Below are 26,619 nucleotides of genomic sequence, written 5' to 3' on the forward strand. Positions count from 1 at the left end.
TAAAACAATGCTTTATATTCAGGTGCTTAGACCATGACGGTTTTTTGGATTCTATTAGCAATTTTATATGTAATGGGCCTATTCTTTATCGCCTTATGGGGGGATAAAGAAGGTCCTCAAGCGAAAAAGTTAACCAGACACCCACTGGTTTACAGCCTCTCATTGGCGATTTATTGCACCGCTTGGACGTTTTACGGCTCGGTTGGTGAAGCCACCCGTTCTGGCTGGAACTATCTGCCGATCCTATTAGGTCCTATCCTATTGTATTTATTCGCCTTTCCATTGCTGCGAAAAATGATCACCGTCAGTCACAAGCAAAACATCACTTCCATTGCCGACTTTATCTCTTGCCGTTATGGCAAACGACCAATAACAGCCCCACTGGTAATTTTAATTTGTATGCTCGCAGTCATTCCCTATATTGCGCTACAACTCAAAGCCATCGGTTCTAACTTTGCTCTGTTCGTCCACCAAGAGGAATCCTCATCTACGCTTATTGTGCTGATTGCGTCCATATTAATGGGCGTCTTCGCTATGCTGTTCGGCACTCGCAAGGTAGAGGTTACCGAGTACCGATCAGGCATGATGTTGGCGATTGGTGCAGAATCTCTCTTCAAGCTAATTGCGATTATCGCCGTGGGATTAGTTGTCTGGATCATGACACAGGACTTAAACTTTGCCACCTTGGAAGAAAGGGTTGATGTGTCTGTTTGGCATCCGGATGCCTTCCTATCTTTCCCCTTTTTAATGCAAACCTTTATGGCCGCTGCTGCGGTAATTTGCTTGCCACGTCAATTCCACGTCACCGTAGTCGATCATCAAGACAAGCGTCAATCCAACATGGCTCGATGGATGTTCCCTTTGTATCTGGCGATCTTTGCACTCATCATCCCGCCTATCTCTCTCGCCGGCCAAGGTCTATTCTCGTCCAGCATCAATCCAGATACTTATGTGATTCAATTCGCTTTGGTTTCTGACAACCTACCATTACAAATATTAATTTTTCTCGGCGGCATCTCAGCAACCACCGCTATGACCATAGTCGCGACTTTTGTCTTAAGCATCATGATCAGTAACGATGTGATTCTGCCCATTATGTTGGCTCGCGCTAGCGCGCAACAGCAAGCTTTGCCTTTATATCGTCGACGTATTTTAGTAATTCGCCGTTTAGCCATGATGGGGATCTTAACTTTGTCTTTCTTGTACTATCAGAAAATGGCCAACCACGAGTCCCTATCCGGGACAGGGGTTTTAGCCTTTTCTTTAGTATTGCAATTAATGCCCGCCGTATTCGGAGGGCTCTACTGGAAACGAGGTCACGCTTATGGTGTATACACTGGTCTAACGTTTGGCTTTATCAGTTGGATATTACTCATGATGTTGCCATTAAGTGGTAGCATCGAATGGGGCTTAGACAGTGAACAGTCCCGTTCTGAAGTCATTAGTTACGGTGCTTTCATCAGTTTATTAGCAAACATTTTTGGTTACGTCGTTGGTTCTTTACTATCAACCGAAAGATTGATTGACCGAATTCAAGCGACCGCCTTTGTCAGCCCAACAACCGAGCTCGAAAAAGGCTTCTTTAAACCCAAAAGCAAGGCAACCAACAGTGATTTCTTTGTCTTGCTGAGCACCTTTTTAGGTAAGCAAAAATCACAGCAGGTGCTGGACAATTTCGAACGTGATTACAATCAGAGCATGACGCCGAGCGATTCGCCAAACCGTTTGTTTGTCGATTATTGCGAACGCATTTTAGGGGGGGTTTTAGGCGGTTCCTCAGCGCGTACCATCATTAATTCCATCTTGATCGACAAACAAATCAAGGTGGAAGAAATGGTGACCTACTTAGACGAAACCACGCAAGCGATTCAATTCAGTCAGAACCTACTGTTCGTCTCTATGGACAATCTTGATCAAGGCATCAGTGTGGTAGATAAAGAGTTACGCATTGTTGCTTGGAACAAAACCTATTTAAGACTCTACCCCTATCCGGAAGGCATGCTGAAAGTCGGTTTACCAGTTGAGCAACTGATTCGCTTTAATGCCCAACGTGGCGAGTGTGGCGTTGGGGAAATTGAGGATTTGGTTAACAAACGCCTTGATCATTTAAAGAAAGGCACAACCCATCGTTTTTTACGCCGTCGAGCCAATGGCCGAGTTATTGAAATGGTCGGAAATCCATTACCAGACGGCGGTTTCGTCACCAGTTTTACTGACATTACAGAGCATATTGAAAGCCAACAAGCTCTCAAAGAAGCCAACATTGATCTCGAAAAACGCGTTGAAGCACGCACAGAAGAAGTACAAAGCGTCAACCATGAACTGCTTCAGGAGATCAATCGTCGAAATAAAGCCGAAAAAGCCTTAATGGATGCCAAAGGCGAAGCCGAACAAGCCAATGCCTCAAAAACCGAATTCCTCGCGTTGGCCAGTCACGATATTTTACAGCCACTGAACGCCGCAAAGCTCTATATGGGCATTCTTAATTCAACCGAATTAGAAGATGACACAGGGCATGTCATTCGAAAATTGTCTGATTCATTAGAATCCACTGAAGCCCTGATTTCGACCTTATTAGAAATAGCACGATTAGATCAGGGGGCGATTCAACCTACTCTTGAAACCTGTAACTTAGACAATATTCTTAGACCCATCATCGCTGAATTTGATGTCATCGCGGCCAGTAAAAAGATTCAATTTAGCACCCATTTACGCTCATTTAATGTGTATTCTGACCCCATTTACTTACGTCGTATCATCCAGAATTTCGTCTCAAATGCCGTGAAATATACCCCAAAAGGTCGAGTTTTATTGAGTGTTCGTCCGCGCAAACATCAAGTGTTATTGCAAGTCTGGGATACAGGGGTTGGTATTCCTGATGCTGAACAAGACAAGGTATTTGATGACTTCTATCGTTGGGAAAACACGCAAGAACCCGGTATGGGATTAGGGCTGGGTCTGGTACGTCGCATGCAAAAACAGCTAGGACTCGTTACCCAAGTACATTCAATTCCAGGTAAAGGGAGCTGCTTTAGCATTCAAATTCCGATGGCGACCAACCAGACAACCCCACTTCCTAAAACAAAAATAGAGCCCGATGAGAAAACACAGGATCATAGCAACTGTCGTGTCTGGTGTATTGACGATGATGCGAACAACTTAGCCGCTATGGCAAGTCTTTTGGCACACTGGCAATGCGAATGCCGCAGTTTTCAGAACTATGAGCACGCTTTTGCAGCAGAAGGAGAAGCGGAATTGTTATTAGTAGATTATCATCTGGATGGTGATAAAGACGGTCTTAATCTGATTCAAGCTTTGCGAGAGAAAGCCGGTCACTGCATTCCTGCGGCCTTATTAACCGCTTCCCGCGAGCCGGATTTAATTGAAACCTGTAAAGCTCAACAAATCAGTTATATGGCCAAACCGGCTAAGCCAGCCAAGCTCAGAGCCTTAATACGCCATGTACAAAAATCCTGAACTTAGCCTAAATAGACACAAATACTTAGGGAAGGTGCGAATAAGTCTTCTGAACGTCAGTCTTATCAGAGAAACGGTCTCTCTGAAAGACCAGAAGGGCGTGGGCTAAGCTCTCTTTATCCTTTATTAAGCTTGTTACAATATACTTGGGCGCTAAACTTGCCTCGAATAAAAGAGAGTTATTCCCACGCTGACCCCTACATGGATGTAGGGGATTAGAGCAACGCAGGAGCACGTTGCCGTAGCCAGTGAACTTGTTCGTACCTTTCTTAAGCTTTAGTGAGACCACAACCCGCTAAAATTATGCTACTAATCGCATCACCAATGCGTATTAAGTCGTCCTCGGTATAGCCTTCTTTGCCACTTAACGCGAGCACTTGTGCTTCAAAATCAGCATAGTGTTGAGTGGTTGCCCAAATCATAAAGATCAGACTAGCAGCGTCAGTTTGGCGCATTTTTCCAGCGTCCATCCAAGCCTCTAGAAGTTCTGTTCGTGACGCAAACCATGGACGTAGATCTTCTTTTAAGTAATCGCCTATGTGATTCGCCCCACTGACCACTTCCATGGCAAATAATCGTGATGCAACAGGCTTTTCAAAGCTATTTTTTAGCTTCACTCGAATAAAGCTCTCCAACACTTCTGCCGGATCATCTTCCACCGTTGCTCGGTCAAACAGGTCATTCCAGCCCATCAACGTCTGATCTAATACCTGTTTATACAAGTTCGCTTTCGACTGAAAATAGTAAATAATATTTGGTTTTGGTAGACCTGCACGTTCCGCAATATGCTGCAAACTAGCACCGTTATAACCCTTTAATCCGAACTCAACCTCGGCGGCATCCAGTATTTTAACAAAGACTTCTTCACGATGATTTTGGCGCTTACTCATAAGGGTCAGTTCCTTAATTTTGATATTCCATAGCACATACGCCCATCCGCTTTGATCACGGATGGCTTATTGTTGAACGCATTATTCAGCAAAAAGAGCGGTTAGTTCTTCCGCTGTCGACAATTTCCCTTCGTCTTCAATGTTAGGAAAAACCGCCACTGTGATCTTGTCCATTGCCAGACTCGGCAACCATTCTGTTTGAAAGGTTTCAAGAGAGACCGCCACGGGTTCACAATCATCCCAATCGTCAATCGCCCATTGGCTCGCAAACTCTGCATCTGGCCAAACCATGACACAATCGCCGTCATCTGTTTCAACCATAACGAAACCCTCTTCGTTACTTAAACTCCAGACTTGCTGAGTGGTCTTAGCTTGTTCAATAAAATACGCTAGACGTTCACTGTCTGGCGACACCAGCAATTGTACTCTTTGATCCATCGATAATTCTGTCATAGTGTTTTCTCTTTATCTTAGTCTTTAAAAGTAGGCTACTTCATCACTCGTTAGCGCTCGATATTCTCCCGCCGAAATTCCTTCACCTAGCTGTAAAGGACCAATCTGATCACGATGAAGTGCTTCCACTCGATTGCCTACCGCCGCCAGCATACGCTTTACTTGATGATACTTACCTTCTTGGATGGTTAAGTAAATCTCATTGCTTGCGAGGCGCTCTACCTTAGCAGGCTTAGTCAATTGATCTTCACCGTTTAACAACACCCCTACTTCGAGTTGCTGTATTGCTTCATCCAAAATAGGATCCGCTAAGTGGACCCGATAACGCTTATCACAAACATGTCGAGGGGAAGTAATGCGATGCAACCATTGACCATCCGTCGTCAGCAACAGCAACCCCGTTGTGTCTTTATCCAGTCGACCAACAATGTTCAATTGTTGACCCAGGTGCGCAGGCAACAAATCCAATACAATAGGATGTTCAGGATCCTGATTGGCACAAACGTAACCCGCCGGTTTGTTCACCAAATAATAACCTTCTGATGGCCATGCAAGTAACTCAGCATCCAGACAAATTTGATCTGACTGTTGCACCATATAGTTGGCTTTTTTGACCACCTCTCCATTAACGGTTACTCGACCTTTCGCCGCCGCTATTTTAGCCGCTTTACGAGCAAGTTCGGTTACATGGGATAAATAAAAATCAAGTCTCAATGGATGGGCCTACGCTGATTAAGAAAATACTTCATGAGTGGTTTCAATTTCTTTATAAAAGAAAGTAGAGTTGTGCAGCATGCCGTTCGCGCTACGAGTGTAACCAGGCACGTCTCCAAATGGAATGTATCCCATGTTGACATACATATCGTGAGCAATGTCATCACTTCGTACTTCTAGGATTAATAATTGTCTCTGCATCGCCGCCGCGACTCGCTCGACACCTTGCATCAAGGTACTGCCTAAGCCATTTTCACGCGCTTGGGTGTGCACCATGAGTTTTTCGACGTCACATCGATGCAAAGCATTCGCTTTAGGTGACATACCGATTTGCACACTACCAACAACTTTGTCGTCTTCCCGAACTAATAAGACTTGGCGAGCATTTTCCTGCAATTCGTCATTTACAGACAACCAATAGGCTTTTGCTTCTGGTTCACTCATTGGCGGTAAAAAACCAATCGGGGCACCTGAATCAACAGCATCAATAAGTAGCTCAACAAGGTCATCTAGATAAGGATTAAGGTTATCTACCTTTAATAACTCCAAACGCTTATTTCCTCTGTTTTACATTTGGCGTAATCATACCCGAGAGGCCATATTTTAGGAAATCCTAAGTATCAAAAACCATGATTTGAACAGATAAAGAACAAAAAAAAGCGGCAAATGCCGCTTTTAGAAAGGCTAAACTATTTTATACGTTGCCCATATATCGTCCCGGTTTATGATTCACAGCAATAATCATATTTAAGGCAATCGCCCCAACGAAAGAAATTAAGATCAAGCGATAATCCACCACCAAAATAGACGTCATTACTATGGTGCAATCAATCGCCATTTGGAATTTACCCATGGAAATCCCATACTTCTCTGCCAAGTAACGAGCTAGAATGTTCACACCACCAAGGCTAGCATTGTGACGAAACAGCATTAGAAAGCCCACTCCCATTAGAAAGCCACCAGTCATGCTGGCATAAATAGGATCGAGTGCTTCGAACGTTACCAGCATGGGCGTTATATCCGAAAAAGCTGATACACAGAAAACCGCAAAAAAGGTTTTCAATGTGAAATTCCAACCAAAGTGCCAAATTGCTAATATGTAAAACGGAAGGTTAATTAAGAAAAACGCCTGACCAAAGGTTAGCGCCGTTGAATACTGGATCAAAAACGCTAAACCAGCGGAGCCACCAGTTAATAACCCAGCTTGAGTAAACAAATTCACTCCTAACGCGATGATTAATGTGCCGATCAGCATCGCCTGAATATCTTCTGAGCGGGTATGCTTTTGAACTTTTGGTAACTCTGCTGTGGACATGCTTTTCCCTTGAGTATTTAACTTGGTTCGTAATGAGCAGGATTCTAGAGAAAAAGCGGAACCAGACCAAGGTCAAAGACGCACACAAATTTTAGCATTAAGAGGAAAGTGTCCAGTTTTATAGACACTTTACTGACATTTGCTTTGAGAAGCACAGATACGACCAATCACCTTACCAATAACGCGTCTTGGTGAGACCCAGCCAATGCGCTCTGACTGAAGACTTTTATTATTCTCGCCACCAAGCCATAGCTGTCCATCCGGTGCGATATGCAATATTTTTTTGACTATAAAGCCATATAACGCATGATCAACCACAACCAACTGGCCAATTTTGAGCTTACGATACCAACGGCTAATAAACACAAAGTCGCCATCATGAAGATTTGGGGCCATGCTTTCCCCTTGAACTTTGATGAAGCGCAACATAATCCCTCCTTCATCAATAGATAATACGGTTCGAACAAAACATCAGGAAAAGACATTAGCCTTTCCTGATGTTGATAAACCAGCCTATCCCTTAAGATCAGGGTAGACAGTGTCCAGCATAGGCGGATAAGGACAAGGTGCTGTATAGGTTGCCACCCCTTTGGTTAACCAAAAGGCTGCGGCGAATTCATTTACCAATGACACCAGTTTTTCACCCTCTTCACGTTTGATTCCTTGCTTACATTTTGATGCTTGCAGCATAATACTGTGGGTCAAATCATGGGCATTAGGCACTTGTTCGAATTGAGGCGCTTTAAAGTAGTCTCCCCAGATGATACGCACGGCTTCTTTTACTTCTGTGCTCGCCGACTCTTTTTCACCCACTAAGCGCGCGATTTGAGCATAATCGGCAACCGTTAATGTGTCTTTGTCTTCGATCTCTTTAATTAGATCCATCAAGCGAACACAGCTTAAAGCCGCCAATAATGCGGTTGAAGGATCGTAAATTTTACATGGAATATCACAGTGAGCTTGGGCCGTTTTAAAGCCGATCACCTTGTCTAACACTTTAACCATATTATGCATCATGGTTTTTATCCTCCTGCTTAGAATCCTTACGACCTAGTACTTGCTTATAAATTAAGCCGCCTACAATCACACTAGCAATGGCTAGCCAAGTTAACATATGAATCAACTCACTAGACCAATGAGCATGGTCGTGACCTGGGTGTGCTAGCAGCATTGAACTCATCAGAGCCAAACAGAGAGCAGCAACGATCGATGTAACAGCAGATTTCATATATTTATCCTTATATCTATTTAAAGCGAATTTAATGGCGCACCATGGTGGCCTGACTGGTAACAACATTTGTAATAGAACGCATCAGCGCCTTACTTTGAGCCATAACATGTTTGCTATGACTTTGTGAGAACAGCTCCCATTCAAAGCGAATGTGAGTCGCTGTTCTCATAATCAATCCCCGTTGGTCCTCATCCATATCAGGACGCACAATGACGGCCTGTAAAAAGTTCACAGCACTCTCGTATTGCGTGTTTGCGGAAAGAAAGTCGCCTAATGCTGTATAAGACTCAGCGATATTGAGAAAACTCACAGCCGCCGCCGCAACAACAGACTCAGCATCTTGATGAAAATCATCGTCAAAGGACTGCTCAACCTGCTGAAGTGCTTGTTGATTGAGTTCAATTGAGTCTGAGTAATCATGGTTTGAGTAAGCTTTATTGGCTTGTCTTGTCAAACGTTCCCAGTTTTGCATCGTTTCCTCCGCGACCAAGTAGGTCAATCATTTAGATCTAATGAGAATCATTATCGTAAAGAAAGCAAAATAAATCCAGCTATTTTGAGAATAAATCTCATTATTAATACTAAATTTAGCAGAGAAAAAAAGAAAAGATAGGCACAAAAAAAAGCCAGCTTATCGCTGACCTTCTTGATGGCATTCAGAAATGGTTTATTGGCTTAGAAAGCGCTACCACTCAATACCCGATTGGGCTTTTACGCCACCAGCAAAAGCATGTCGTTCATTGGCAATCTTGCTGTGAGTATCAACAGTATCGAGTAGAATTCGTGGCGCCGTTCGCCCCGTCATCATGACATTCTGGTGTGCTGGACGAGAGGCTAAAGCATCAATTAAATCTTGTTCGTTTAAATAGCCATACTTGTACATATAAGTGATTTCGTCCAACAAAACAAAATCCACACTATCATTTGCTAACATGCTCTTAGCCAAAGACCAAGCTTGGTCTGCAGCCTTTTGCTCTAGCTCAGGATCACGAGTCTCCCATGTAAAACCATGCCCCATTACATGAAAATCAACATGCGGATGTTCTCCAAAAAAGAGTTGTTCACCTGTGGCTTTGCGGCCTTTGATGAACTGGATCACGGCGCATTTTTGACCATGACCTAATGCCCGGGCCATAGTACCAAAGGCACTGGAACTTTTGCCTTTGCCATTGCCCGTTAGCAAAATCGTCACGCCACGTTCCTCTGTCGCAGCAGCAATACGCTGATCCACAACCGCTTTCTTTTTTAACAAACGCGCTTGTTGTTTTTCAGCTTCACTTTGCATAACTGTATTTGCCATTAGCCTTGTCCTCTTTTATCTCTTAACGCTTTTTATAAAGTAGCCAACTTGGATAATATAAGCCTTTATGGATTGCAAAGACCCTCAGTATAAAGACTAACGCCACTGCGTAAATCGAGTTAAATTCATGTGAAGGTATGTTTTTTTCTAGTAGCACCAATAACAAGGCCCCCAAAAAAGCAGGCGTTGCATAAAACTCTCGACCCAATACTAATGGCGGGCGATGACTCAGTACATCTCGAATGATGCCCCCTGCAATGCCAGTAATCACCCCCATGGTAATGGCAATAGTGGAGGGAAAACCAAGGTTCAATACTTTTTCCGTTGCCACCACGGTAAACAGGGCCAAGCCAAAAGAATCTGCATAATGAAAAACACTCTGTCGATCTTCCATTAACCGAACGGCAAAAAAAGCCGCCAAAGAAGATAAGAAGGCCACCCAAAGATAAGACGTGTCACTGACCCAATAGACATCTTCAACGCCTAAAACCGTGTCTCTAATCGTACCGCCCCCAAGTGATGTCACCATGCCAAGAAACACCACACTGAACAAATCCATGTCTTTTTTGCCGGATGAGATCACTCCTGTCACAGCAAAAGCCGCAATCCCAAACATACCTAATAGATATAACAACATTCTATATTTTGTCTCTGTCGAACTCAGCGATTGCCAAGTCGTTTTATTATGATTCGTTTGATTGTTCTGGCGTATTAAGAAACCAATCCCCTGCGCCTAAACGTTTTAATGACACCCATTCGCCTTGTATGGAGAACTCACTCACACTGGTAAAATCAACATCGATACGAAAGCATTTTGACAAAGGCCATTCACACAATAGACTGACAAGCACCTTAATTACCCCTGAATGCGCCACCAGCACACAAGTATCCATCGGCTCGTCTTTCACGCTTAGCCACCATTGCCACACTCGATCCGCCACAACCTGCAAGGTTTCACCTTGAAATGGGTTTTCATTGACGATGTCGCTGGCCCAAATATCCATCTCTTGTCGCGGTATTTCAGACCAACATAATCCTTCCCAATGACCAAAATCCATCTCTCTTAAAGCATCAATAGGTTGAGACAGACCATCACTAATGTGGTTCGCCAATAAAGCAGCTCGACTTAAAGGACTGTGATAACAACGAGTTTTTTTATTGTCATAAACTAAATTCAGTGAGGCTTTTAACGCCTGAGCATGAGTTTGCCAACCTTCCAGCAACGGCACATCCATATCGCCATAACATAAACCAGCTTTCACATCCGGTTTGGGGTGTCGAACAAGGTATAATTTCACGATGCAAATACCAACAAAGCCGCAATCACAAAAATTTCACCAAACTGTTCGCTGGCACCCAATGCATCACCATTAAAGCCTTGAATCTTATGCTGCAAATACTGACGTATCGCCAATAAAAACAACGCGGCCAAAACAGCCACGAGGGCAATTTCCAATAGACTCAAAGATAAAATGGCCAAAATTGCACAGGGCACCAAAGCCACAATCCATTCTTTCATGCCAAATCGGGCAATCATACTCTGCGCTTTACTGTCCCCTAACGTGACGTAATCCAGACAATGCATCAAAACAAGAGGAAAAACGCGCGCCAGTACATGAACAGCGCACCAAGAGGTAATCAAATAGATTAAGCCTAAAAAGGAATTAGAACCGGTATTTAATAGCTCGCTCAACAACAACCATTTCAAGGTTAAGGAAAACCAAATGGATAAAGCCGCATAACTGCCTAAGCGAGAGTCTTTCATAATGGTCAGGCGTTGTTCTTTATTCCAACCACCAACCAAACCATCGCTCGTATCCATCAAACCATCTTCATGAAAGCCGCCAGTTAAAAGCACAGCCGTCAGTAGCATGAAAAGCGCCTGCAACGAGGTTGACCAGTCAAACCATAATGGCCAAGTACTCACAATCGCGACCACTATCCCAACCCATGGTAAAAAGCTCACAGCCGGCAGATGTTCAACATCATCACGCCAATCGACTCTAAGTGGAATGCGGGTATATGTCGCCAAACTGCGTTTAAAACCTTGCCAATAAGCGCCAGTCAGTAAGTTTTTCATGCTATTCCCATATCCTTCAAGCAACTCGTCAAGCCATCAATAGACATTATGTTTGATCACTTACACCAGCACTTTCAAAACTGGCCATTTGTGCCATAAAAACACAGGCACTTTGAATTAAAGGGTAAGACAGAATTGCACCAGAGCCTTCCCCTAAACGTAAATCTAAGGACAAAATCGGCTCGACATTCAGGTAATCAAGCAAGCGTTGATGTGCCTGTTCATTTGATTGGTGGGCAAAAATGGCATACTCCTTCACCAAGGGTGCCACTTTATGAGCGAACAATAAGGCCACTGAACAAATAAAACCGTCTACCACAAAGGCCGTTTGACACTTCGCCGCCTGTAGCATAGCCCCAGCCATCGCCAATATTTCAAAACCACCCACTTGCTCAGCAAGGGTTTGCGGACTCCAGTCCACCATGAGCTGGCCCGTATCCTGTTCCGCTCGCAACAAAGCCTGCTGAATGATATTGGCTTTGTGAGACACACCATGCTCATCCAAGCCTGTCCCTCGCCCCGTCGTCAGTGTGGCGTCATCACCTAATAAAGCCGACATCATGCAAGATGAGACACAGGTATTACCTATGCCCATTTCACCAAACATCAACAACTGACACCCTTCTGCTATGGCCTGATCCACCTCTTCTACACCCGCTTGCAACGCCTTAGCAACTTGCTCAGGGGTCATTGCAGCGGTTCGACTAAAGTCTTGAGAGGCATAGGCCACTTTGCGTTTGGCTAACAAGGGATGATCGTCCAAATCCACTTTTACACCGACATCGACAACTCGTAATGGCACATTATGCTGTTGACAGAATACGCTCACAGCCGCACCTCCCATCAAAAAGTTCATCACCATTTGAGGCGTCACTTCCTGTGGAAATAAGCTAATACCTTGATCGACCACACCATGGTCTGCCGCAAACACGATCATCTTGGCGCTGCTGACGTCCGGCGTTGTCTTCCCTTGAATTCGGCCCAGTTGAAAGGCAATGTGTTCAAGAGATCCTAACGAACCTGGTGGCTTGGTTTTGGTGTCTATCTTGTGCTGCAAATTCACATCAAGAGCCGACTGTGGTGCTTGAATTTGGAACGACTGAAACAAGGCTAACTCCTTAACTCTGAGCTTTTACAGCACGCTGTCGAACAACTTCATACAAGCAAACACCCGTTGCGACCGATACGTTCAAACTGGATACCACACCAGCCATAGGTAGCTTAACGAGATAATCACACTGCTCACGAGTCAAACGTCGCATGCCTTCCCCTTCTGCGCCCATCACAATGGCCGTCGGAATGGTTAAATCTTGCTCATAAATGGTACCAGTCGCTTCGCCTGCCGTACCGAAAATCCAAATACCTTGATCTTGCAGTTTTTTCATTGTGCGAGCCAGATTTGTCACCGCATACACTGGCATGCTTTCAGCCGCACCACAGGCCACTTTACTGACAGTTGCATTCAAGGGTGCGGAATTATCTTTTGGCATAATGACAGCATGAGCCCCAGCGGCATCGGCACTTCGTAGACAAGCACCAAGGTTGTGAGGGTCGGTCACGCCGTCCAGAATGATGACCAAAGGCGTTTCATCCAATCCCTCAATATAAGCGTGTAAATCAGCTTCATTGCCCGCTTTTGTCATGGTGGTATAGGCTACAACACCCTGATGCACGACTCGCTCTTTGGTTTTGGTAAAAAGTTGGTCCAAATCGCGACGTGGCACTAAGCTGTAACGAACCTTATTGGTTTTACATAACGTCATTAATCGCTGTGTTTTCTTGTCATCACGACCTTCTTGAAAACGCACTTCTTTAATACGTTCGGCTTGCTGTGACAATGCATTCTCTACGGCATGAATACCGTATATCCATTCTAAATCGGACATGTGTTATTTCATTCTCTCTATATCGGCATTTAATCGACTATTTGTTAGTCACGAGATCTTGGTTTCGCATTGCTTTTTTTCGCTTTGCTAACCTTTTTCACTTTTTTGTGCTTCTTCGCGCTGCTCGACGACGTTTTCGTCTTAGCTGCCGCTTGAGCTGTTTTCTTTTGCCTAATGCGTTTGCCCTTGGAAGGGGCACGACGCTTCTTATTCTTCGGTTTATCAGACGCTTTGTCTTTCGCGGCTTCTTTTTTGCTGCCCGCACTCTCTTCCGAACTGTTTTTTGCCTTTGGCTTAGGACGACCACCTAATTCAATCGGAGGCAGTTGCGCCAATTGCATTTCCAATTCGGTCAGGTCATCACGCTCCACCTTCTTACGAGGACGTGAAGCCGACTCGTCTAAGGTCAGATCAATCTTGCGCTGTTCTAAATTGACGCTAGCAACCCGAACTTTCAGACGATCACCAAGACGGAACACCCGACCAGTGCGTTCACCAATAATGGCTTGATGCTCAATATCATGAACAAAGTAATCCTGACCTAAACCAGAAATATGAACCAAGCCATCGACAAATAATCCCTGTAGCTCGACAAACAAGCCAAAAGACGTCACCGCAGTGACCACACCATCAAAGGCATCACCTAGATGTTGCTCAACATATTGGCATTTTAGCCAAGCCTCAACGTCGCGTGTGGCTTCATCTGCACGTCGCTCTGTCAGTGAACAAGAATCACCCAAGCCATCCATATCGGCATGGTCATAACCGTAGATTTTCTTCTCTTTTAATAAAGGACTGCCGGCCACTCGATGTGCTTGAGTAACATTCGGTCGGCCTTCACCACGAATCAAATAACGAATCGCCCGATGAACCAGCAAATCAGGGTAACGTCGAATCGGCGAAGTAAAATGCGTATAAGCTTCATAATTCAAACCAAAATGGCCCATGTTATCGGCTTGATAAACCGCTTGTGACATAGAACGCAGCATCATGGTTTGAATGCTTCGAGCGTCCGCTCTGTCTTTGATCTGCTCGGCCACCATAGCGTAATCCGCTGGCGTCGGTTTAAGACCACCAGTGAGCTCTAAACCAAGCAATCCAAGATAGCTACGCAAGGTCAGTAATCGATCTTCTTTTGGTCCTTCATGAACTCGAAACAAAGCCGGTAAATCCGCTTTAATCAATAATTCCGCCGCCGCCACGTTCGCACACAACATGCACTCTTCAATCAGCTTATGGGCGTCGTTTCGTTCTACCGGCACTATGTGTTCGATCTTCGAATGCTCATCAAACACCATACGGGTTTCAACGGTATCAAACTCCATCGCACCACGTTCTTCACGGGCCGATTTAAGCACCTGATACAAACCGTTCAAATCATCAATATGAGACACAATGCTTTGATATCGATCACGCAGTGCCGCCCCTTCGTCTTCCACCTCATCAGCGATCATTTTAGCGACTTTGGTGTACGTCAAGCGGGCATGGGAACGAATCAAACCTTCATAGAATTTAAAGCCACGCATCTTGCCTTTTGTCGTCAGAGAAATCTCAGCCACCATAGCAAGACGGTCAACATCCGGGTTCAATGAACACAAACCATTGGAAAGTACTTCCGGTAACATTGGAATCACTCGACCTGGGAAGTACACTGAATTGCCACGCACAATGGCCTCTTCGTCTAATGCGGTGTCTTTTTTAACATAATGAGACACATCTGCAATGGCGACAAAAAGCTTCCAACCACCCGGTGTTTTTTCACAATACACGGCATCATCAAAGTCACGAGCGTCTTCACCATCAATGGTCACAAAGGGGGTATCGCGTAAATCCACTCGATGGGCTTTGTCTTCTTCCGCTACCTCAGGAGTAAAATGTTTGACTTGTTGCTCGACAGCCGTCGGCCATTCATTAGGAATTTCATAACGATGCATGGCCACTTCAATTTCAACACCTGGCGCCATGAAGTCACCTAGCACTTTCTTCACTAAGCCTTTTGCAGATTGCCCACGATCGGCGTAGGAAACAATCTCGACCAGCACATATTGACCATGTTTAGGCGACAACCCAGAATCTTTACTAATCAGAATATCTTGCGAGATTCTAGGATTTTCAGGTGTAACGAAAGCCGTTTGGCTCTCTTCATAATAACGCCCAACTAACTGAGAATGTTTTCGTTCTAACACTTCAACTAAAACGCCATCTAAGCGGCCTTTTACACTGCGACCAGACAAGCGGACTTTTGCTTTGTCACCATCCATTACGTTCATCATCTGACGAGCGGATAAAAAGATGTCGTCATCACTGGCACGTAGTAAGAAGCCATGCCCTTCTTTATTGCCTTGTACATACCCTTCGATGAAGTCACTTTCTAACAGTGGTGTATATTCGTTATTGGCATTACTGGTCAACTGGCTATCACGACACATGGCAATCAAACGGCGTCGCAATGCTTCGATCTCATCTTCTCCCTTAAGAGAAAATAAATCACACAACTGAGGATGACTTAAAGCGGTATTTTGTGTAGCAAGATATTCTAAGATGTATTCACGACTAGGCACCGGATTATCGTATTTTGATGCTTCGCGCTGCGAGTGTGGATCGTTAATTTTTTTACTCAATGTATGTATATCCTTGGTTTTTTAGTAAGACATCCTGTTATAAATCACCAATATGAACATCTTACGATTGAGAATGTGGTTTTGGCTTTGGCCATATGCCCTTTAATAAGCCCACATAAGTTATCGTCATTATAGAGTATTCTCGGGGAATACTCTCTATAAAAGCCTTGTTCTCTCTATTATCTGCACACTGTAGAAAGGTTATTTTGTAATTCGACAACAAAACAGGAAAGAAAGCCTTATTTTGCCCAACAATAACGGAGCATTTGTTGTGCCAATATCGTCATAAATAAAAAATATGACATTTTTTTGTCTAAATATTCGACACAAACTATGAATAGATCGAATAATCCGATCTATTCTGTCTCAAATTTCATTGACGGTGACGCTCTAAATTCATCTCAGCCATCACTTTGGTGGAAATTTCTTCCACCGATAGGGTCGTAGAGTTTAAGGATGGAATTCGCTCTTGACGATACAAAGACTCCACTTCCTCAATTTCATAACGGCATTGTCTGAAAGATGCGTATTTACTTTGCGCCATGCGACCAGTACGAATTTCATGCAATCTTTGCGGATCAATGGTCAAACCAAACAGCTTTTTCTTATGTAGTTTTAATACCTTAGGCAAGCCTGCAGAGGAGAAATCGTCTTCCGTTATTGGATAGTTAGCCGCACGAATACCGTACTGCATAGCCAGATATAAACTCGTTGGCGTTTTGCCGGATCGAGACACCCCAAGTAGAATAATATCGGCTTGATCGAAATTTTTGATGGATGCCCCATCATCATTCGCCAAGGCATAGTTAATGGCGTCTATCCGACCATCATAAACCCCGGCTTTCATCCCATGGGCTTTTTGTGCCGAAGGCTGAGCTTTGACCCCTAATGCCTGCTCAATGGGCGACAACATGTCACCAAACACATTGTAACAATGGCACTGGCAGGACTGCACTATGTCACTGATAGACTGGTCTGAAATGGTATAAAAAACCAATACTGACGCACCTTGCTCAACCTCTAAATCAATTTGCTGTTTTAGACCATTGGCTTGGTCTTTGGTACTCAAAAAAGGCACACTTTTGGTTATGATGTCGACTTCAAAAAAAGACAACATAGCAGAACCAAACACTTCGGCGGTGATCGCCGTTCCATCGGAAACAAAATACACTTTCATGTCATTTTTACTCATTTTGTTGTTATCTAACGACATCCGTTTTTTCGATTGAAATAAAACTACATCGAATAATCGATTTTATTCAACGCATACCAGCTACATACAATGGACCCAGAGTTAAGGCTTTGACAAGCCCTGAAATGGCATTGTCAGCAGACACTCTCGCTTGGCGGGAAAATCATACATCCCCATCAAACGATTTTTTATTGATTCAATAATAAAAACACTCAACCATCGGAGTCTCTTGTGAGCAAATTTATTAAGTGGTTTAAAGATCTTCGTTTAGAAGATGTCGGTCAAGTAGGCGGAAAAAATGCCTCCTTGGGAGAAATGATTTCTAACCTGACAGACCTTGGTATCCAAGTACCAAATGGTTTCGCAACCACTGCTTATGCCTATCAGAGCTTTTTGGTTGAAACCGGTTTAGAAGACAAAATCCACCAGACACTAGACAGTCTGGATGTTGATGATGTTCATGCCCTCGCCGAAACGGGCGTTAAAATTCGTCAATGGATTGAGGACGCGTCTTTTTCAAACGAGTTCAACCAAGAAATTGAACAAGCTTTTGCGGTTCTGTGTGAAGACAATGCTGATGGCACATCCTTTGCGGTTCGTTCTTCTGCCACCGCGGAAGATTTGCCTGATGCGTCCTTTGCTGGCCAACAAGAAACCTACCTTAACGTAATAGGTTTAGCGGACATTAAAGCGTCCATCAAACGTGTCTTTGCGTCTTTATTCAATGACCGAGCCATCTCATACCGTGTACACCAAGGTTTTGAACATCAAGGCGTTGCTTTATCTGCTGGCATTCAAAAAATGGTTCGCAGTGACATTGGCGCATCTGGCGTCTTATTTACCTTGGATACCGAATCCGGTTTCGACGAAGTGGTCTTCATTACCGCCGCATACGGTTTAGGGGAAATGGTGGTACAAGGTACCGTCAATCCTGATGAATACTATGTTCACAAACCTACCCTCGAATCCAATCGCCCTGCAGTAGTGCGTAAAAGCCTTGGCAGCAAAGCACAGAAAATGGAATACGCAGAAGCCGGCAGCGAAGAGTTTGTTAAGGTTGTCCCCGTTGCCCTCGACGACCAAAATCGCTTCGCCTTGAGCAATGAAGAAATAGAAGATTTGGCACGACAAGCTTGCATTATCGAGAAACATTACCAGCGCCCGATGGACATAGAATGGGCCAAAGATGGCATCGATGGAAAACTCTACATAGTTCAAGCTCGGCCTGAAACGGTCCGCAGTCAAACCAGCGCTCAAAGCATGGAGCGTTACAGTTTAAAAGAAACCTCTCCAGTGATGATTACAGGCCGTGCTATTGGTCATAAAATTGGAACAGGGGCGGTGAAAGTCTTGTCATCCATTACTGAGATGGATCGCATTCAGCCAGGTGATGTTCTTGTTACAGATATCACAGATCCCGATTGGGAACCCATCATGAAGCGCGCCTCCGCGATTGTGACGAATCGTGGTGGTCGAACCTGTCACGCGGCCATTATTGCACGAGAATTAGGCATTCCAGCCGTGGTCGGTTGTGGTGATGCGACGGAAGTCTTAAAAAATGACCAGCAAGTCACAGTATCTTGTGCTCAAGGCGATATGGGCTTTGTCTATCAGGGAGCATTGCAATTTGATGTGATTACTTCTGAAGTGGGCAACATGCCAGACTTACCCGTTAAGGTCATGATGAACGTCGGCAACCCAAATCGTGCTTTCGATTTCGCGATGCTACCGAATGCCGGCATTGGCTTAGCTCGTCTCGAATTCATCATCAACCGTATGATTGGCATTCACCCAAAAGCCTTACTGAATTACGAGGACATGGACGCTCCTCTAAAAGAAGAAATCGATCATCGCATTGCTGGTTACCAAGGCCCTGTCGAGTTTTATGTCGATAAGCTTGTCGAAGGGGTCGCTACATTAGCGTGCTCTTTTTCTCAGAAGCCTGTCATTGTTCGTCTTTCTGACTTTAAGTCCAATGAGTATCACAACCTAGTTGGAGGACCATTGTTCGAACCGGATGAAGAAAATCCAATGTTAGGTTTCCGCGGTGCGGCTCGCTACATTGACGACTCATTCCGTGATTGTTTTGCCATGGAGTGTGAAGCCATTCGTCGAGTTCGTAACGACATGGGGCTGACCAATGTACAGATTATGATTCCATTTGTGCGTACTTTAGAAGAAGCTCAGCAAGTCACAGAGTTGCTTGCGGAACAAGGCTTGGCTCGCGGTGAAAACGGCCTCAAAGTCATCATGATGTGTGAACTACCGTCTAACGCACTTTTAGCTGAGGAATTCCTACAGTACTTCGATGGCTTCTCTATTGGTTCCAATGATTTAACACAACTGACTCTCGGGCTCGATCGAGATTCAGGCTTGATTGCAGACAAGTTCGATGAACGTAATCCAGCAGTGAAAAAACTCTTAAAAATGGCCATTTCCGCTTGTCGTGAACAGGGAAAATACGTGGGTATCTGTGGCCAAGGACCATCGGATCATGCAGATTTCGCTGATTGGTTGGTCGCTCAAGGCATCGAAAGTGTTTCTCTTAACCCTGATACCGTGGTCGAGACTTGGTTACATTTAAATGAAGTCATTGAAAATGCGTCGTTAAATAAAGACGCTGTGTAAGACTTTCACCTGCCACTGAATAAACAGAACCATGGCAGGTACCAACTGCATCTTGATAGGTCATCCTATTAAGTCAGAATGCCGTTTCATCGCGGTTAGTGGCCTTATTGTTGTCACGCTCTCGTTTAAGCCCTGCTATGCAGGGCTTTTTTTATACTCAAGACAAACATCAAACAAGGTCATTTTGAGTTGTCAGAATCGGGCGCTCTTGCAGTTGTGCCTCGTTTAATGAGGGTGAAAATTGCTCCACATCTTCTAGACTCACAGTATTAACGCTGCTAAATCGCCATTTTGGTGCTTTGTCTTTATCTACCAATAAAGCCCTAACACCTTCAGCAAAGTCTCCTTTATGGCACAAAGCGGTTACTAGGTTTAACTCAGACTCAAATACCTCTTGCAGACTTGATTGTCGGTGCGCTTCCAACTGACGAAGAATAACATGAGCGGATAACGCACTGCCGGAAAGAAAACTCTGCTTTGCTTTTTTCAACCAAGCCGTCTCAGGTTGCCACTGCCTAATTTTCTGATCTATTTCCTCAATGGAATCAGTCATTAAAGGGGCTATTTCGGCTGAATGCTCGCTCACATGATTGTCCACATTATGATTAAAAGCGTCATGTTGCTGGGATATCGATAAAATTACCTGTTTGAGACTTACTAACGATTGCTCCTTGTTCTGTACATCCCAATGAACCATCTCCAGTTTTTCTAATACCTCCTGTTTGACCTCTTGCGAGACTAGAACATTGGCCAATCCTAATGCTATTGCATCCGAGCAACTCAAGTGACACGCCGTTAATGCAATAAATCGCGACCAAGAAACGTCTATTTGATTGAGAAAATAACTGGCCCCAACATCAGGAAATAAGCCAATGGCGATTTCAGGCATGGCCAAGCGACTTGTCTCTGTCACCACACGAATATCAGCGGCCATAAATAAGCCCATGCCACCGCCCATCACGATACCTTGTCCCCAACAAATAACTGGTTTGGGGTAAGTATGTAAGCAGAAATCTAACGCATATTCTTTTTTAAAATAGTCCTCTACGACGGCTGGATTTGGCCTCTCTGCGACAACAGATTCATAAACCTCCACCACATTCCCACCAGCACAAAATGCCCGCTCCCCTTCGCCTTCTAACCACACCGCCACAATGGCTTCGTCATCTTTCCACACTTGCAACTGCTGTGACATCAATTCAATCATTTGCAAACTCAACGCATTCAAAGAAGCTGGCGTATTAAGACGAATAATGCCCAATTTATGATGACCTGCTAGTGCTTTTTCAAAAACACGAATAGGTGCTTCTATGCTTTCATTTGTGAGCTGAATTTCCCGCATGATATGACCTCATCATTTTTATTATTAAGATAAGAAATAGCTTAACAATTCATCAAAGCCGCTTCCATGAATACCTAAAAAAACCAATTCACTATCTCAAATAGTCATTATTCAATAACGAGTCATTTTAGTCATCTGCTTGTGTCCTATCCCCAATAACAAGATTTTAACGTTATCAGCTCATTCCATGACTAAGAGACGACGATTTAAGACGAACCAAGCTCATGCCTGCCAATGCCACAAACGCTAAAATGATCCAGGACCCTATGATGACGCCAGTCCATCCGCTGATCTGCCAAAAAGGGTCAAGGTAAAAACCACCCAGACTTGCTCCCAAGTAATAAAACACAAGATACAAAGAGGACGCGCTGGCTTTGGCATGCTTGGCATGACAGCTGACAAAACTGCTGGCAGTCGAATGGCATAAGAAAAAACCAAAACTGTTAATCAACAACCCCGTCATAATCATCCATATAGAACTGCCCAGTGTGACCAAAGAGCCGAGCATGAAAATGCAAGTACCCAGTACCAAAATATTCGCCTGAGCATAGCGTTTCGCTAGCTTACCTGAAATGGCGGAACCTAGGGTGCCAGCTAAATAGGTCAAAAACAGTAAACCAACAAATTTAGGCGACAAATGATAAGGCTCAGCTTCCAACACAAAGGTAACGTAGCTGTATTGATTAATAAAAATAAAAAAACTAAAACCACCTATCAGGTAACAGGTTAGCAAACGACGATTATGTAAATGGCTTTTGATATTTTGCAGAATAACACCAACACGTAATGGCTTAGATTCGAAATGTTTAGAAGAAGGCAAAAGAATGTAAAAAGCCAATAAACACACTAAGCTGATGGCCGCCATCACAGAAAATGTTGCAGAATAACCCAGCCACTCACCCGCAAATCCTCCTATTAAGCGGCCACCAATTCCTCCTAGGGTATTGCCACTGATGTACAATCCAACGGCTACCATCAAAGCATCAGGCGTGTATTCATCTCCCAGATACGCCACCGCGATGGCTGGCAGCCCTGCCAAGAAAAAACCTTGTAATGCTCGTAAAGCGAGTAGTTGCTCATATTGCTGAACCAAAGACAAACACGCTGTCGTTAGGGTAATCCCCACCATAGTAAAAACCATGATGCCTTTTCGTCCCAAGGCATCGGAAATGGGGCCATAAAATAATAATGAGATTCCCAAAGTCAAAGTTGTGATGGTGAAACTGGCGCTGGCTTGCAACGGACTTATGGAAAACACTGTGGCTATCATGGGCAATAAAGGTTGGGTGACATACACATTGGCAAAAACCATAAAAGAGCCAATCACCAGAGCGAATGTGCCTCGCCAGAATAAACGACTACCAAACTCAATCACATTCACCTCATCCCAATCTAAACTAAACAGAGACTTCACTATACGCCCAGACATTTTATCAATAAAATATATCTAACTTATCAAAACTATAAGAATTGCTGATGGAAATAAAACCACTCCGCTACCTTGTTAGCATTGCTGAAACAGCCAGCTTTACTAAAGCCGCACACCAGTTGGGCGTAGCTCAACCGGCTGTTAGCATGGCCATCAAAAAACTGGAACAGGAATTAGGCTTAACCCTCATTCATCGAGCAGATCGAAATGTCAGCTTAACGGACGAAGGCAACAAGCTTTATCAGCATGCGAAAAAAATTGTTCAGGCTGCTGATGAAGCCATCCTAGAAATGTCTGAGTTAAACGGGCTCACTCAAGGAGAAGTCAGAGTTGGTATTCCCAGCATGCTTGGTTCCTATTATTTTCCACCTATTCTGATGGCGTTTCGAAACCGTTACCCCAGCATTGCCCTTAAAGTCATCGAAGGGGGAACTTGGCAATTGCAAAAAATGCTGGAAAAAGGCGAACTGGATCTCAGTGTCATTGTGGCTGAAACCTTACCCACCAGCCTACAGGCAGAACACTTATTAGAAGAAGAAATGCGGGTCGTTGTGGCCGAAGATCACCCTTTTAGTCAGCTAAACAAGGTCTCCCCTGCCGCGTTTTTTAACGAAGAACTGGTGATGTTCAAAGAAGGTTTTTTCCATCGTCGTATTGTCGACAAACTAGCAGAAAAAGCAGGAATTAAGCCAAATATAGGATTTGAAACTAACCTGATCCCACTCATCAAATCCATCACCAAACAGGGTTTTGGTATTTCAACCATGCTGTCCATGGTAATCGAAGACGATGATCAGCTTATTACCCGATCATTTGATCCTCCTATCTGGTTAGATTTAAACATCGCTTGGCGAAAAGACGGGTACTTATCCAAAGCCAATCAAGCCTTTCTGGAGTTTGTCTGCCTGCAGGGTAAATCCGTCTCGTAACACCATCATGAATTTACAAACTTCATGATGATTTCCCCCATTAAACTGCAACCAAAATAACCTATAATGAAAAATCACTGTTTTTGTTTGAGAGGTCTACATGATTACCAATGACTTTTGGTTAGAGCGCTGGCAAGCTGGTCGTATTGGCTTTCATCAAGAAGGCGTTAACCCTAAATTAATGGATTATTGGCCGATTCTTGCCAAGCAAAGCAAGGTTCTTGTGCCCTTGTGCGGCAAAACCAATGACATGATTTGGCTGGCTGAACAAGGCTATCAAGTAACAGGCGTGGAGCTGTCTTCCCTTGCCATCATTGAATTTATTGGTGACAACGATTTAACCTACGAAACACATCAACAAGGCAGCCTTAAGATCCACAAGGTAAATGAGCTGTCGATTCGCCTCATTGAAGGAGATTATTTCGCCTTCAATGAACAAAACTTTGACGCTTGCTATGATCGAGCAGCATTGGTCGCTATGCCCGAACCATTAAGAAAAAAATACGTTCAACACACCTTGCAACGACTAACGGATAAAGCTTTTCTGTTACTTATTACGTTGCAATACCAAGGTGACAAAAAAGGCCCACCATTTTCAGTCGGAGCAGAAGAAGTGATTCAGCTTTGGGGGAATCAAATTAAGAAATTGGCTTCAGAAAATCTCATGGAAACCAATCCAGACTATCGTGATGGCAGCTACACTTCATTTGAAGAAAGCGTTTGGCACATTGATCAAAATTAAGTCAATTTCCCCCTAAGCAAAGGCTGTTTACCTGAGTCGTTTTCTGGGATAATGCCGCACATTATATAAGGCTAAATTATGACAATCTCATAATGCCTAGCGATTCACCTAGCAAGAGCAACCCATGATCAAACGACACAAAACCGCCCAGCATTTATTTTCCTACCCAGCTTATTGGGCGGAATGCTATGGCGTATCTCCTTTTCTACCCACTACTCGAGAAGAAATGGATGCTCTGGGTTGGGATAGCTGTGATGTCATCATTGTCACTGGAGATGCCTATGTTGATCACCCAAGCTTTGGCATGGCGGTACTGGGCCGCTTATTAGAATCGAAAGGTTATCGAGTTGGTATCATAGACCAACCAAACTGGCGAAATACTGAGGACTTCATGCGCCTTGGTCGCCCTAACCTATATTTTGGTGTCACAGCGGGCAACATGGACTCCATGATTAACCGTTATACAGCGGATCTTAAAGTACGAAATGATGATGCCTATACACCTTACGGTGAGGGCGGCAAACGTCCAGATCGTGCGGTCATTGTTTATTCACAACGCTGTAAAGAAGCTTTTAATGATATACCTGTCATGATTGGCGGCATTGAAGCCAGTTTACGTCGCATTGCTCAATACGATTACTGGAGCAATGAGGTTCGCCGTTCAGTATTGATCGATTCCACTGCCGACATCTTATTGTACGGTAACGCAGAACGTGCCATGTTAGACGTTACCCATGAGCTGGCCATGGGCAAAACCTTAAACCAACTCAAAAACATACGCGGTACCACCATTGTTAGAGATACACCGCCAGGTGGCTTTACTGAGATTGACTCTACGCGAGTCGATTGGCCTGGTCAGGTCGACAAGATTTACAGCCCTTATGAATACATTCCTGAAGGCAAATGCCAAACAGAGGAAGACAAAGATGTGATGCCGATTCGCGTCATTCCGGCACCTCTTCGTCGAGGCGAAAAACTTGATCCCGAAAAAACCTATATCCGCTTACCTTCTTTTGAAAAAGTATCAAAAGACCCTGTACTTTATGCGCATACCTCACGCATATTGCACCTAGAGTCTAACCCTCATAATGCGCGCGCCTTAATTCAGAAACACGGAAAAAAAGAAATCTGGGTAAACCCACCACCAATTCCGCTGGAAACGGATGAAATGGACGGTGTATTTGACTTACCTTACGCTCGAGTCCCCCATCCGAAATACAAAAAAGCACGCATTCCAGCTTACGATATGATTAAAACGTCCATCAATATCATGCGTGGTTGTTTTGGGGGGTGTACTTTTTGCTCAATTACTGAACATGAAGGACGCGTCATTCAGTCCCGTTCTCACGAATCTATTCTGAATGAAATCGAAGACATTAAAGCTAAAGTACCTGGTTTTACCGGCCACATCTCTGACCTAGGTGGGCCAACATCAAACATGTACACCTTGAATTGTAATGATGATGAAGTTCAAGCTTCATGCCGAAAACTGTCTTGTGTATACCCTACTATTTGCTCAAACCTAAATACAGATCATAGCCCGACCACTCAATTGTATCGAAAGACACGAGCTATCGAAGGCATTCATACTGTCTCCATTGCGTCTGGGCTACGTTATGATTTAGCCGTTGAAGACCCTGAATACGTTCGTGAATTGGTGACACATCATGTGGGTGGCCTATTAAAAATTGCCCCTGAGCATTCAGAGACAGACACGCTTTCGAAAATGATGAAGCCAGGCATGGGAACCTATGACCGCTTCAAACGTATGTTTGATAAATACTCTAAAGAAGCCGGCAAAAAACAGCACCTTATCCCCTATTTCATTGCAGCCCATCCAGGCAGCTCAGATGAAGATATGATGAATCTAGCGGTTTGGCTAAAAACCAACGACTTTAAACCAGATCAAGTGCAAACCTTTTATCCATCACCAATGTCACTGGCGACGGCCATGTACCACTCTGGTAAGAACCCGTTAAAACAAGTGACCTATAAAAGTGAAGACGTTTATACACCAAAGGATTATGAACAACGACGCGTACAAAAAGGCTTTCTTCGCTACCATGATTCAAGTAACTGGCAAGGACTCCGCGATACCCTCATTAAAATGGGTCGAGCTGACTTAATCGGTCATGGAGCGAATAAACTCGTGCCGCCAGCCGAGCAAGATAAACGCGTTCCGCGACGCCCTAAAAATGCCAAACCGGGCCAAAAAACGGGCGCATCGCATACGTCAAATCGCCCGACAATCAGTAAAAATGCAGCCGCTGAAAAAGCCCGTAACAAGGCCAATAAAAGCAAGTCTGGCGCGAGACCACAAACAAATAATCAGCAGAGTAAAAAACGCCCGTCCAGCAGAACGAAATAAAAAAATCCCCTAGGGGATTTTA

The 26,619-nt window shown here is 44.2% G+C and carries 24 protein-coding genes; 5 read left to right on the plus strand and 19 right to left on the minus strand.

The window, feature by feature from the left end; all coding sequences use genetic code 11:
• The first annotated feature begins 33 nt into the window (after nucleotides 1–33).
• Nucleotides 34–3,477, plus strand: coding sequence for a PAS domain-containing hybrid sensor histidine kinase/response regulator (locus tag MAR181_RS12300; protein ID WP_013796922.1), 3,444 nt, complete (start codon nucleotides 34–36; stop codon nucleotides 3,475–3,477).
• A gap of 269 nt (nucleotides 3,478–3,746) precedes the next feature.
• On the opposite strand, the gene MAR181_RS12305 is transcribed toward MAR181_RS12300, so the two are convergent.
• The 17 genes from MAR181_RS12305 to ppsR form a co-directional block, all read right to left on the minus strand.
• Complete coding sequence (locus tag MAR181_RS12305) at nucleotides 3,747–4,367, minus strand: TetR/AcrR family transcriptional regulator (protein WP_013796923.1); 621 nt, start codon at nucleotides 4,365–4,367, stop codon at nucleotides 3,747–3,749.
• 81 nt (nucleotides 4,368–4,448) lie between these two features.
• Nucleotides 4,449–4,820, minus strand: coding sequence for a DUF2750 domain-containing protein (locus MAR181_RS12310; RefSeq protein ID WP_013796924.1), 372 nt, complete (start codon nucleotides 4,818–4,820; stop codon nucleotides 4,449–4,451).
• Nucleotides 4,821–4,844: 24 nt separating this feature from the next.
• Complete coding sequence (locus MAR181_RS12315; RefSeq protein ID WP_013796925.1) at nucleotides 4,845–5,534, minus strand: 16S rRNA pseudouridine(516) synthase; 690 nt, start codon at nucleotides 5,532–5,534, stop codon at nucleotides 4,845–4,847.
• A gap of 18 nt (nucleotides 5,535–5,552) precedes the next feature.
• On the minus strand, nucleotides 5,553–6,083 hold the full coding sequence (locus tag MAR181_RS12320; protein WP_013796926.1) for a GNAT family N-acetyltransferase: 531 nt from the start codon (nucleotides 6,081–6,083) through the stop codon (nucleotides 5,553–5,555).
• 145 nt (nucleotides 6,084–6,228) lie between these two features.
• The gene (locus tag MAR181_RS12325) at nucleotides 6,229–6,849 is read right to left on the minus strand and encodes a YitT family protein (protein ID WP_013796927.1); all 621 of its coding nucleotides are present in this window, start codon (nucleotides 6,847–6,849) and stop codon (nucleotides 6,229–6,231) included.
• Between the two features lie 129 nt (nucleotides 6,850–6,978).
• Nucleotides 6,979–7,278 carry a S24/S26 family peptidase gene (locus MAR181_RS12330; RefSeq protein ID WP_013796928.1) on the minus strand — a complete coding sequence of 100 codons (300 nt, stop codon included), beginning with the start codon at nucleotides 7,276–7,278 and terminating at the stop codon, nucleotides 6,979–6,981.
• 84 nt (nucleotides 7,279–7,362) lie between these two features.
• Nucleotides 7,363–7,866: a superoxide dismutase, Ni gene (gene sodN, locus MAR181_RS12335; protein WP_013796929.1), complete on the minus strand. Its 504-nt coding sequence runs from the start codon at nucleotides 7,864–7,866 to the stop codon at nucleotides 7,363–7,365.
• Entirely contained in the window at nucleotides 7,856–8,077 is a 222-nt protein-coding gene (locus MAR181_RS12340; RefSeq protein ID WP_013796930.1) for a hypothetical protein, read from the minus strand. The genes sodN and MAR181_RS12340 overlap by 11 nt, the downstream gene beginning before the upstream one ends.
• A 31-nt stretch (nucleotides 8,078–8,108) precedes the next feature.
• The gene (locus MAR181_RS12345; RefSeq protein ID WP_013796931.1) at nucleotides 8,109–8,552 is read right to left on the minus strand and encodes a tetratricopeptide repeat protein; all 444 of its coding nucleotides are present in this window, start codon (nucleotides 8,550–8,552) and stop codon (nucleotides 8,109–8,111) included.
• Nucleotides 8,553–8,765: 213 nt separating this feature from the next.
• Nucleotides 8,766–9,380, minus strand: a complete 615-nt coding sequence (cobO, locus tag MAR181_RS12350; RefSeq protein WP_013796932.1) for a cob(I)yrinic acid a,c-diamide adenosyltransferase — start codon at nucleotides 9,378–9,380, stop codon at nucleotides 8,766–8,768.
• A 22-nt stretch (nucleotides 9,381–9,402) separates the two neighbouring features.
• The gene (locus MAR181_RS12355; RefSeq protein ID WP_013796933.1) at nucleotides 9,403–10,017 is read right to left on the minus strand and encodes a trimeric intracellular cation channel family protein; all 615 of its coding nucleotides are present in this window, start codon (nucleotides 10,015–10,017) and stop codon (nucleotides 9,403–9,405) included.
• A 46-nt stretch (nucleotides 10,018–10,063) separates the two neighbouring features.
• Nucleotides 10,064–10,678, minus strand: coding sequence for a histidine phosphatase family protein (locus tag MAR181_RS12360; RefSeq protein ID WP_013796934.1), 615 nt, complete (start codon nucleotides 10,676–10,678; stop codon nucleotides 10,064–10,066).
• Nucleotides 10,675–11,460, minus strand: a complete 786-nt coding sequence (locus MAR181_RS12365; protein WP_013796935.1) for an adenosylcobinamide-GDP ribazoletransferase — start codon at nucleotides 11,458–11,460, stop codon at nucleotides 10,675–10,677. Before MAR181_RS12365 ends, MAR181_RS12360 begins: the two co-directional genes overlap by 4 nt.
• A gap of 46 nt (nucleotides 11,461–11,506) precedes the next feature.
• A complete protein-coding gene (gene cobT, locus MAR181_RS12370) occupies nucleotides 11,507–12,568 on the minus strand; it encodes a nicotinate-nucleotide--dimethylbenzimidazole phosphoribosyltransferase (protein WP_013796936.1) in 1,062 nt (353 codons plus the stop codon).
• A gap of 10 nt (nucleotides 12,569–12,578) precedes the next feature.
• A complete protein-coding gene (rlmB, locus tag MAR181_RS12375; RefSeq protein WP_013796937.1) occupies nucleotides 12,579–13,346 on the minus strand; it encodes a 23S rRNA (guanosine(2251)-2'-O)-methyltransferase RlmB in 768 nt (255 codons plus the stop codon).
• 44 nt (nucleotides 13,347–13,390) lie between these two features.
• Nucleotides 13,391–15,967, minus strand: a complete 2,577-nt coding sequence (rnr, locus tag MAR181_RS12380) for a ribonuclease R (protein ID WP_013796938.1) — start codon at nucleotides 15,965–15,967, stop codon at nucleotides 13,391–13,393.
• Between the two features lie 373 nt (nucleotides 15,968–16,340).
• Nucleotides 16,341–17,180, minus strand: a complete 840-nt coding sequence (gene ppsR, locus MAR181_RS12385; protein ID WP_281001628.1) for a posphoenolpyruvate synthetase regulatory kinase/phosphorylase PpsR — start codon at nucleotides 17,178–17,180, stop codon at nucleotides 16,341–16,343.
• A gap of 210 nt (nucleotides 17,181–17,390) precedes the next feature.
• Here ppsR and ppsA point away from each other — a divergent pair, with 210 nt between their 5' ends.
• Nucleotides 17,391–19,787, plus strand: a complete 2,397-nt coding sequence (gene ppsA, locus MAR181_RS12390; protein WP_013796940.1) for a phosphoenolpyruvate synthase — start codon at nucleotides 17,391–17,393, stop codon at nucleotides 19,785–19,787.
• A gap of 169 nt (nucleotides 19,788–19,956) precedes the next feature.
• Here the strand turns inward: ppsA and MAR181_RS12395 are convergent, their stop codons facing one another.
• The gene (locus MAR181_RS12395) at nucleotides 19,957–21,129 is read right to left on the minus strand and encodes an enoyl-CoA hydratase/isomerase family protein (RefSeq protein ID WP_013796941.1); all 1,173 of its coding nucleotides are present in this window, start codon (nucleotides 21,127–21,129) and stop codon (nucleotides 19,957–19,959) included.
• A 175-nt stretch (nucleotides 21,130–21,304) separates the two neighbouring features.
• Nucleotides 21,305–22,504 carry an MFS transporter gene (locus MAR181_RS12400; RefSeq protein WP_041651789.1) on the minus strand — a complete coding sequence of 400 codons (1,200 nt, stop codon included), beginning with the start codon at nucleotides 22,502–22,504 and terminating at the stop codon, nucleotides 21,305–21,307.
• Between the two features lie 101 nt (nucleotides 22,505–22,605).
• Between MAR181_RS12400 and MAR181_RS12405 the strand changes: the two genes are divergently transcribed.
• From MAR181_RS12405 to MAR181_RS12415, 3 genes are all read left to right on the plus strand, one after another.
• Nucleotides 22,606–23,487, plus strand: coding sequence for a LysR family transcriptional regulator (locus MAR181_RS12405; protein ID WP_013796943.1), 882 nt, complete (start codon nucleotides 22,606–22,608; stop codon nucleotides 23,485–23,487).
• Between the two features lie 100 nt (nucleotides 23,488–23,587).
• Nucleotides 23,588–24,229, plus strand: coding sequence for a thiopurine S-methyltransferase (gene tmpT, locus MAR181_RS12410; protein ID WP_013796944.1), 642 nt, complete (start codon nucleotides 23,588–23,590; stop codon nucleotides 24,227–24,229).
• 124 nt (nucleotides 24,230–24,353) lie between these two features.
• On the plus strand, nucleotides 24,354–26,597 hold the full coding sequence (locus MAR181_RS12415; protein WP_013796945.1) for a YgiQ family radical SAM protein: 2,244 nt from the start codon (nucleotides 24,354–24,356) through the stop codon (nucleotides 26,595–26,597).
• Nucleotides 26,598–26,619 lie beyond the last annotated feature (22 nt).

Source organism: Marinomonas posidonica IVIA-Po-181, from assembly GCF_000214215.1.
GTDB lineage: Bacteria > Pseudomonadota > Gammaproteobacteria > Pseudomonadales > Marinomonadaceae > Marinomonas > Marinomonas posidonica.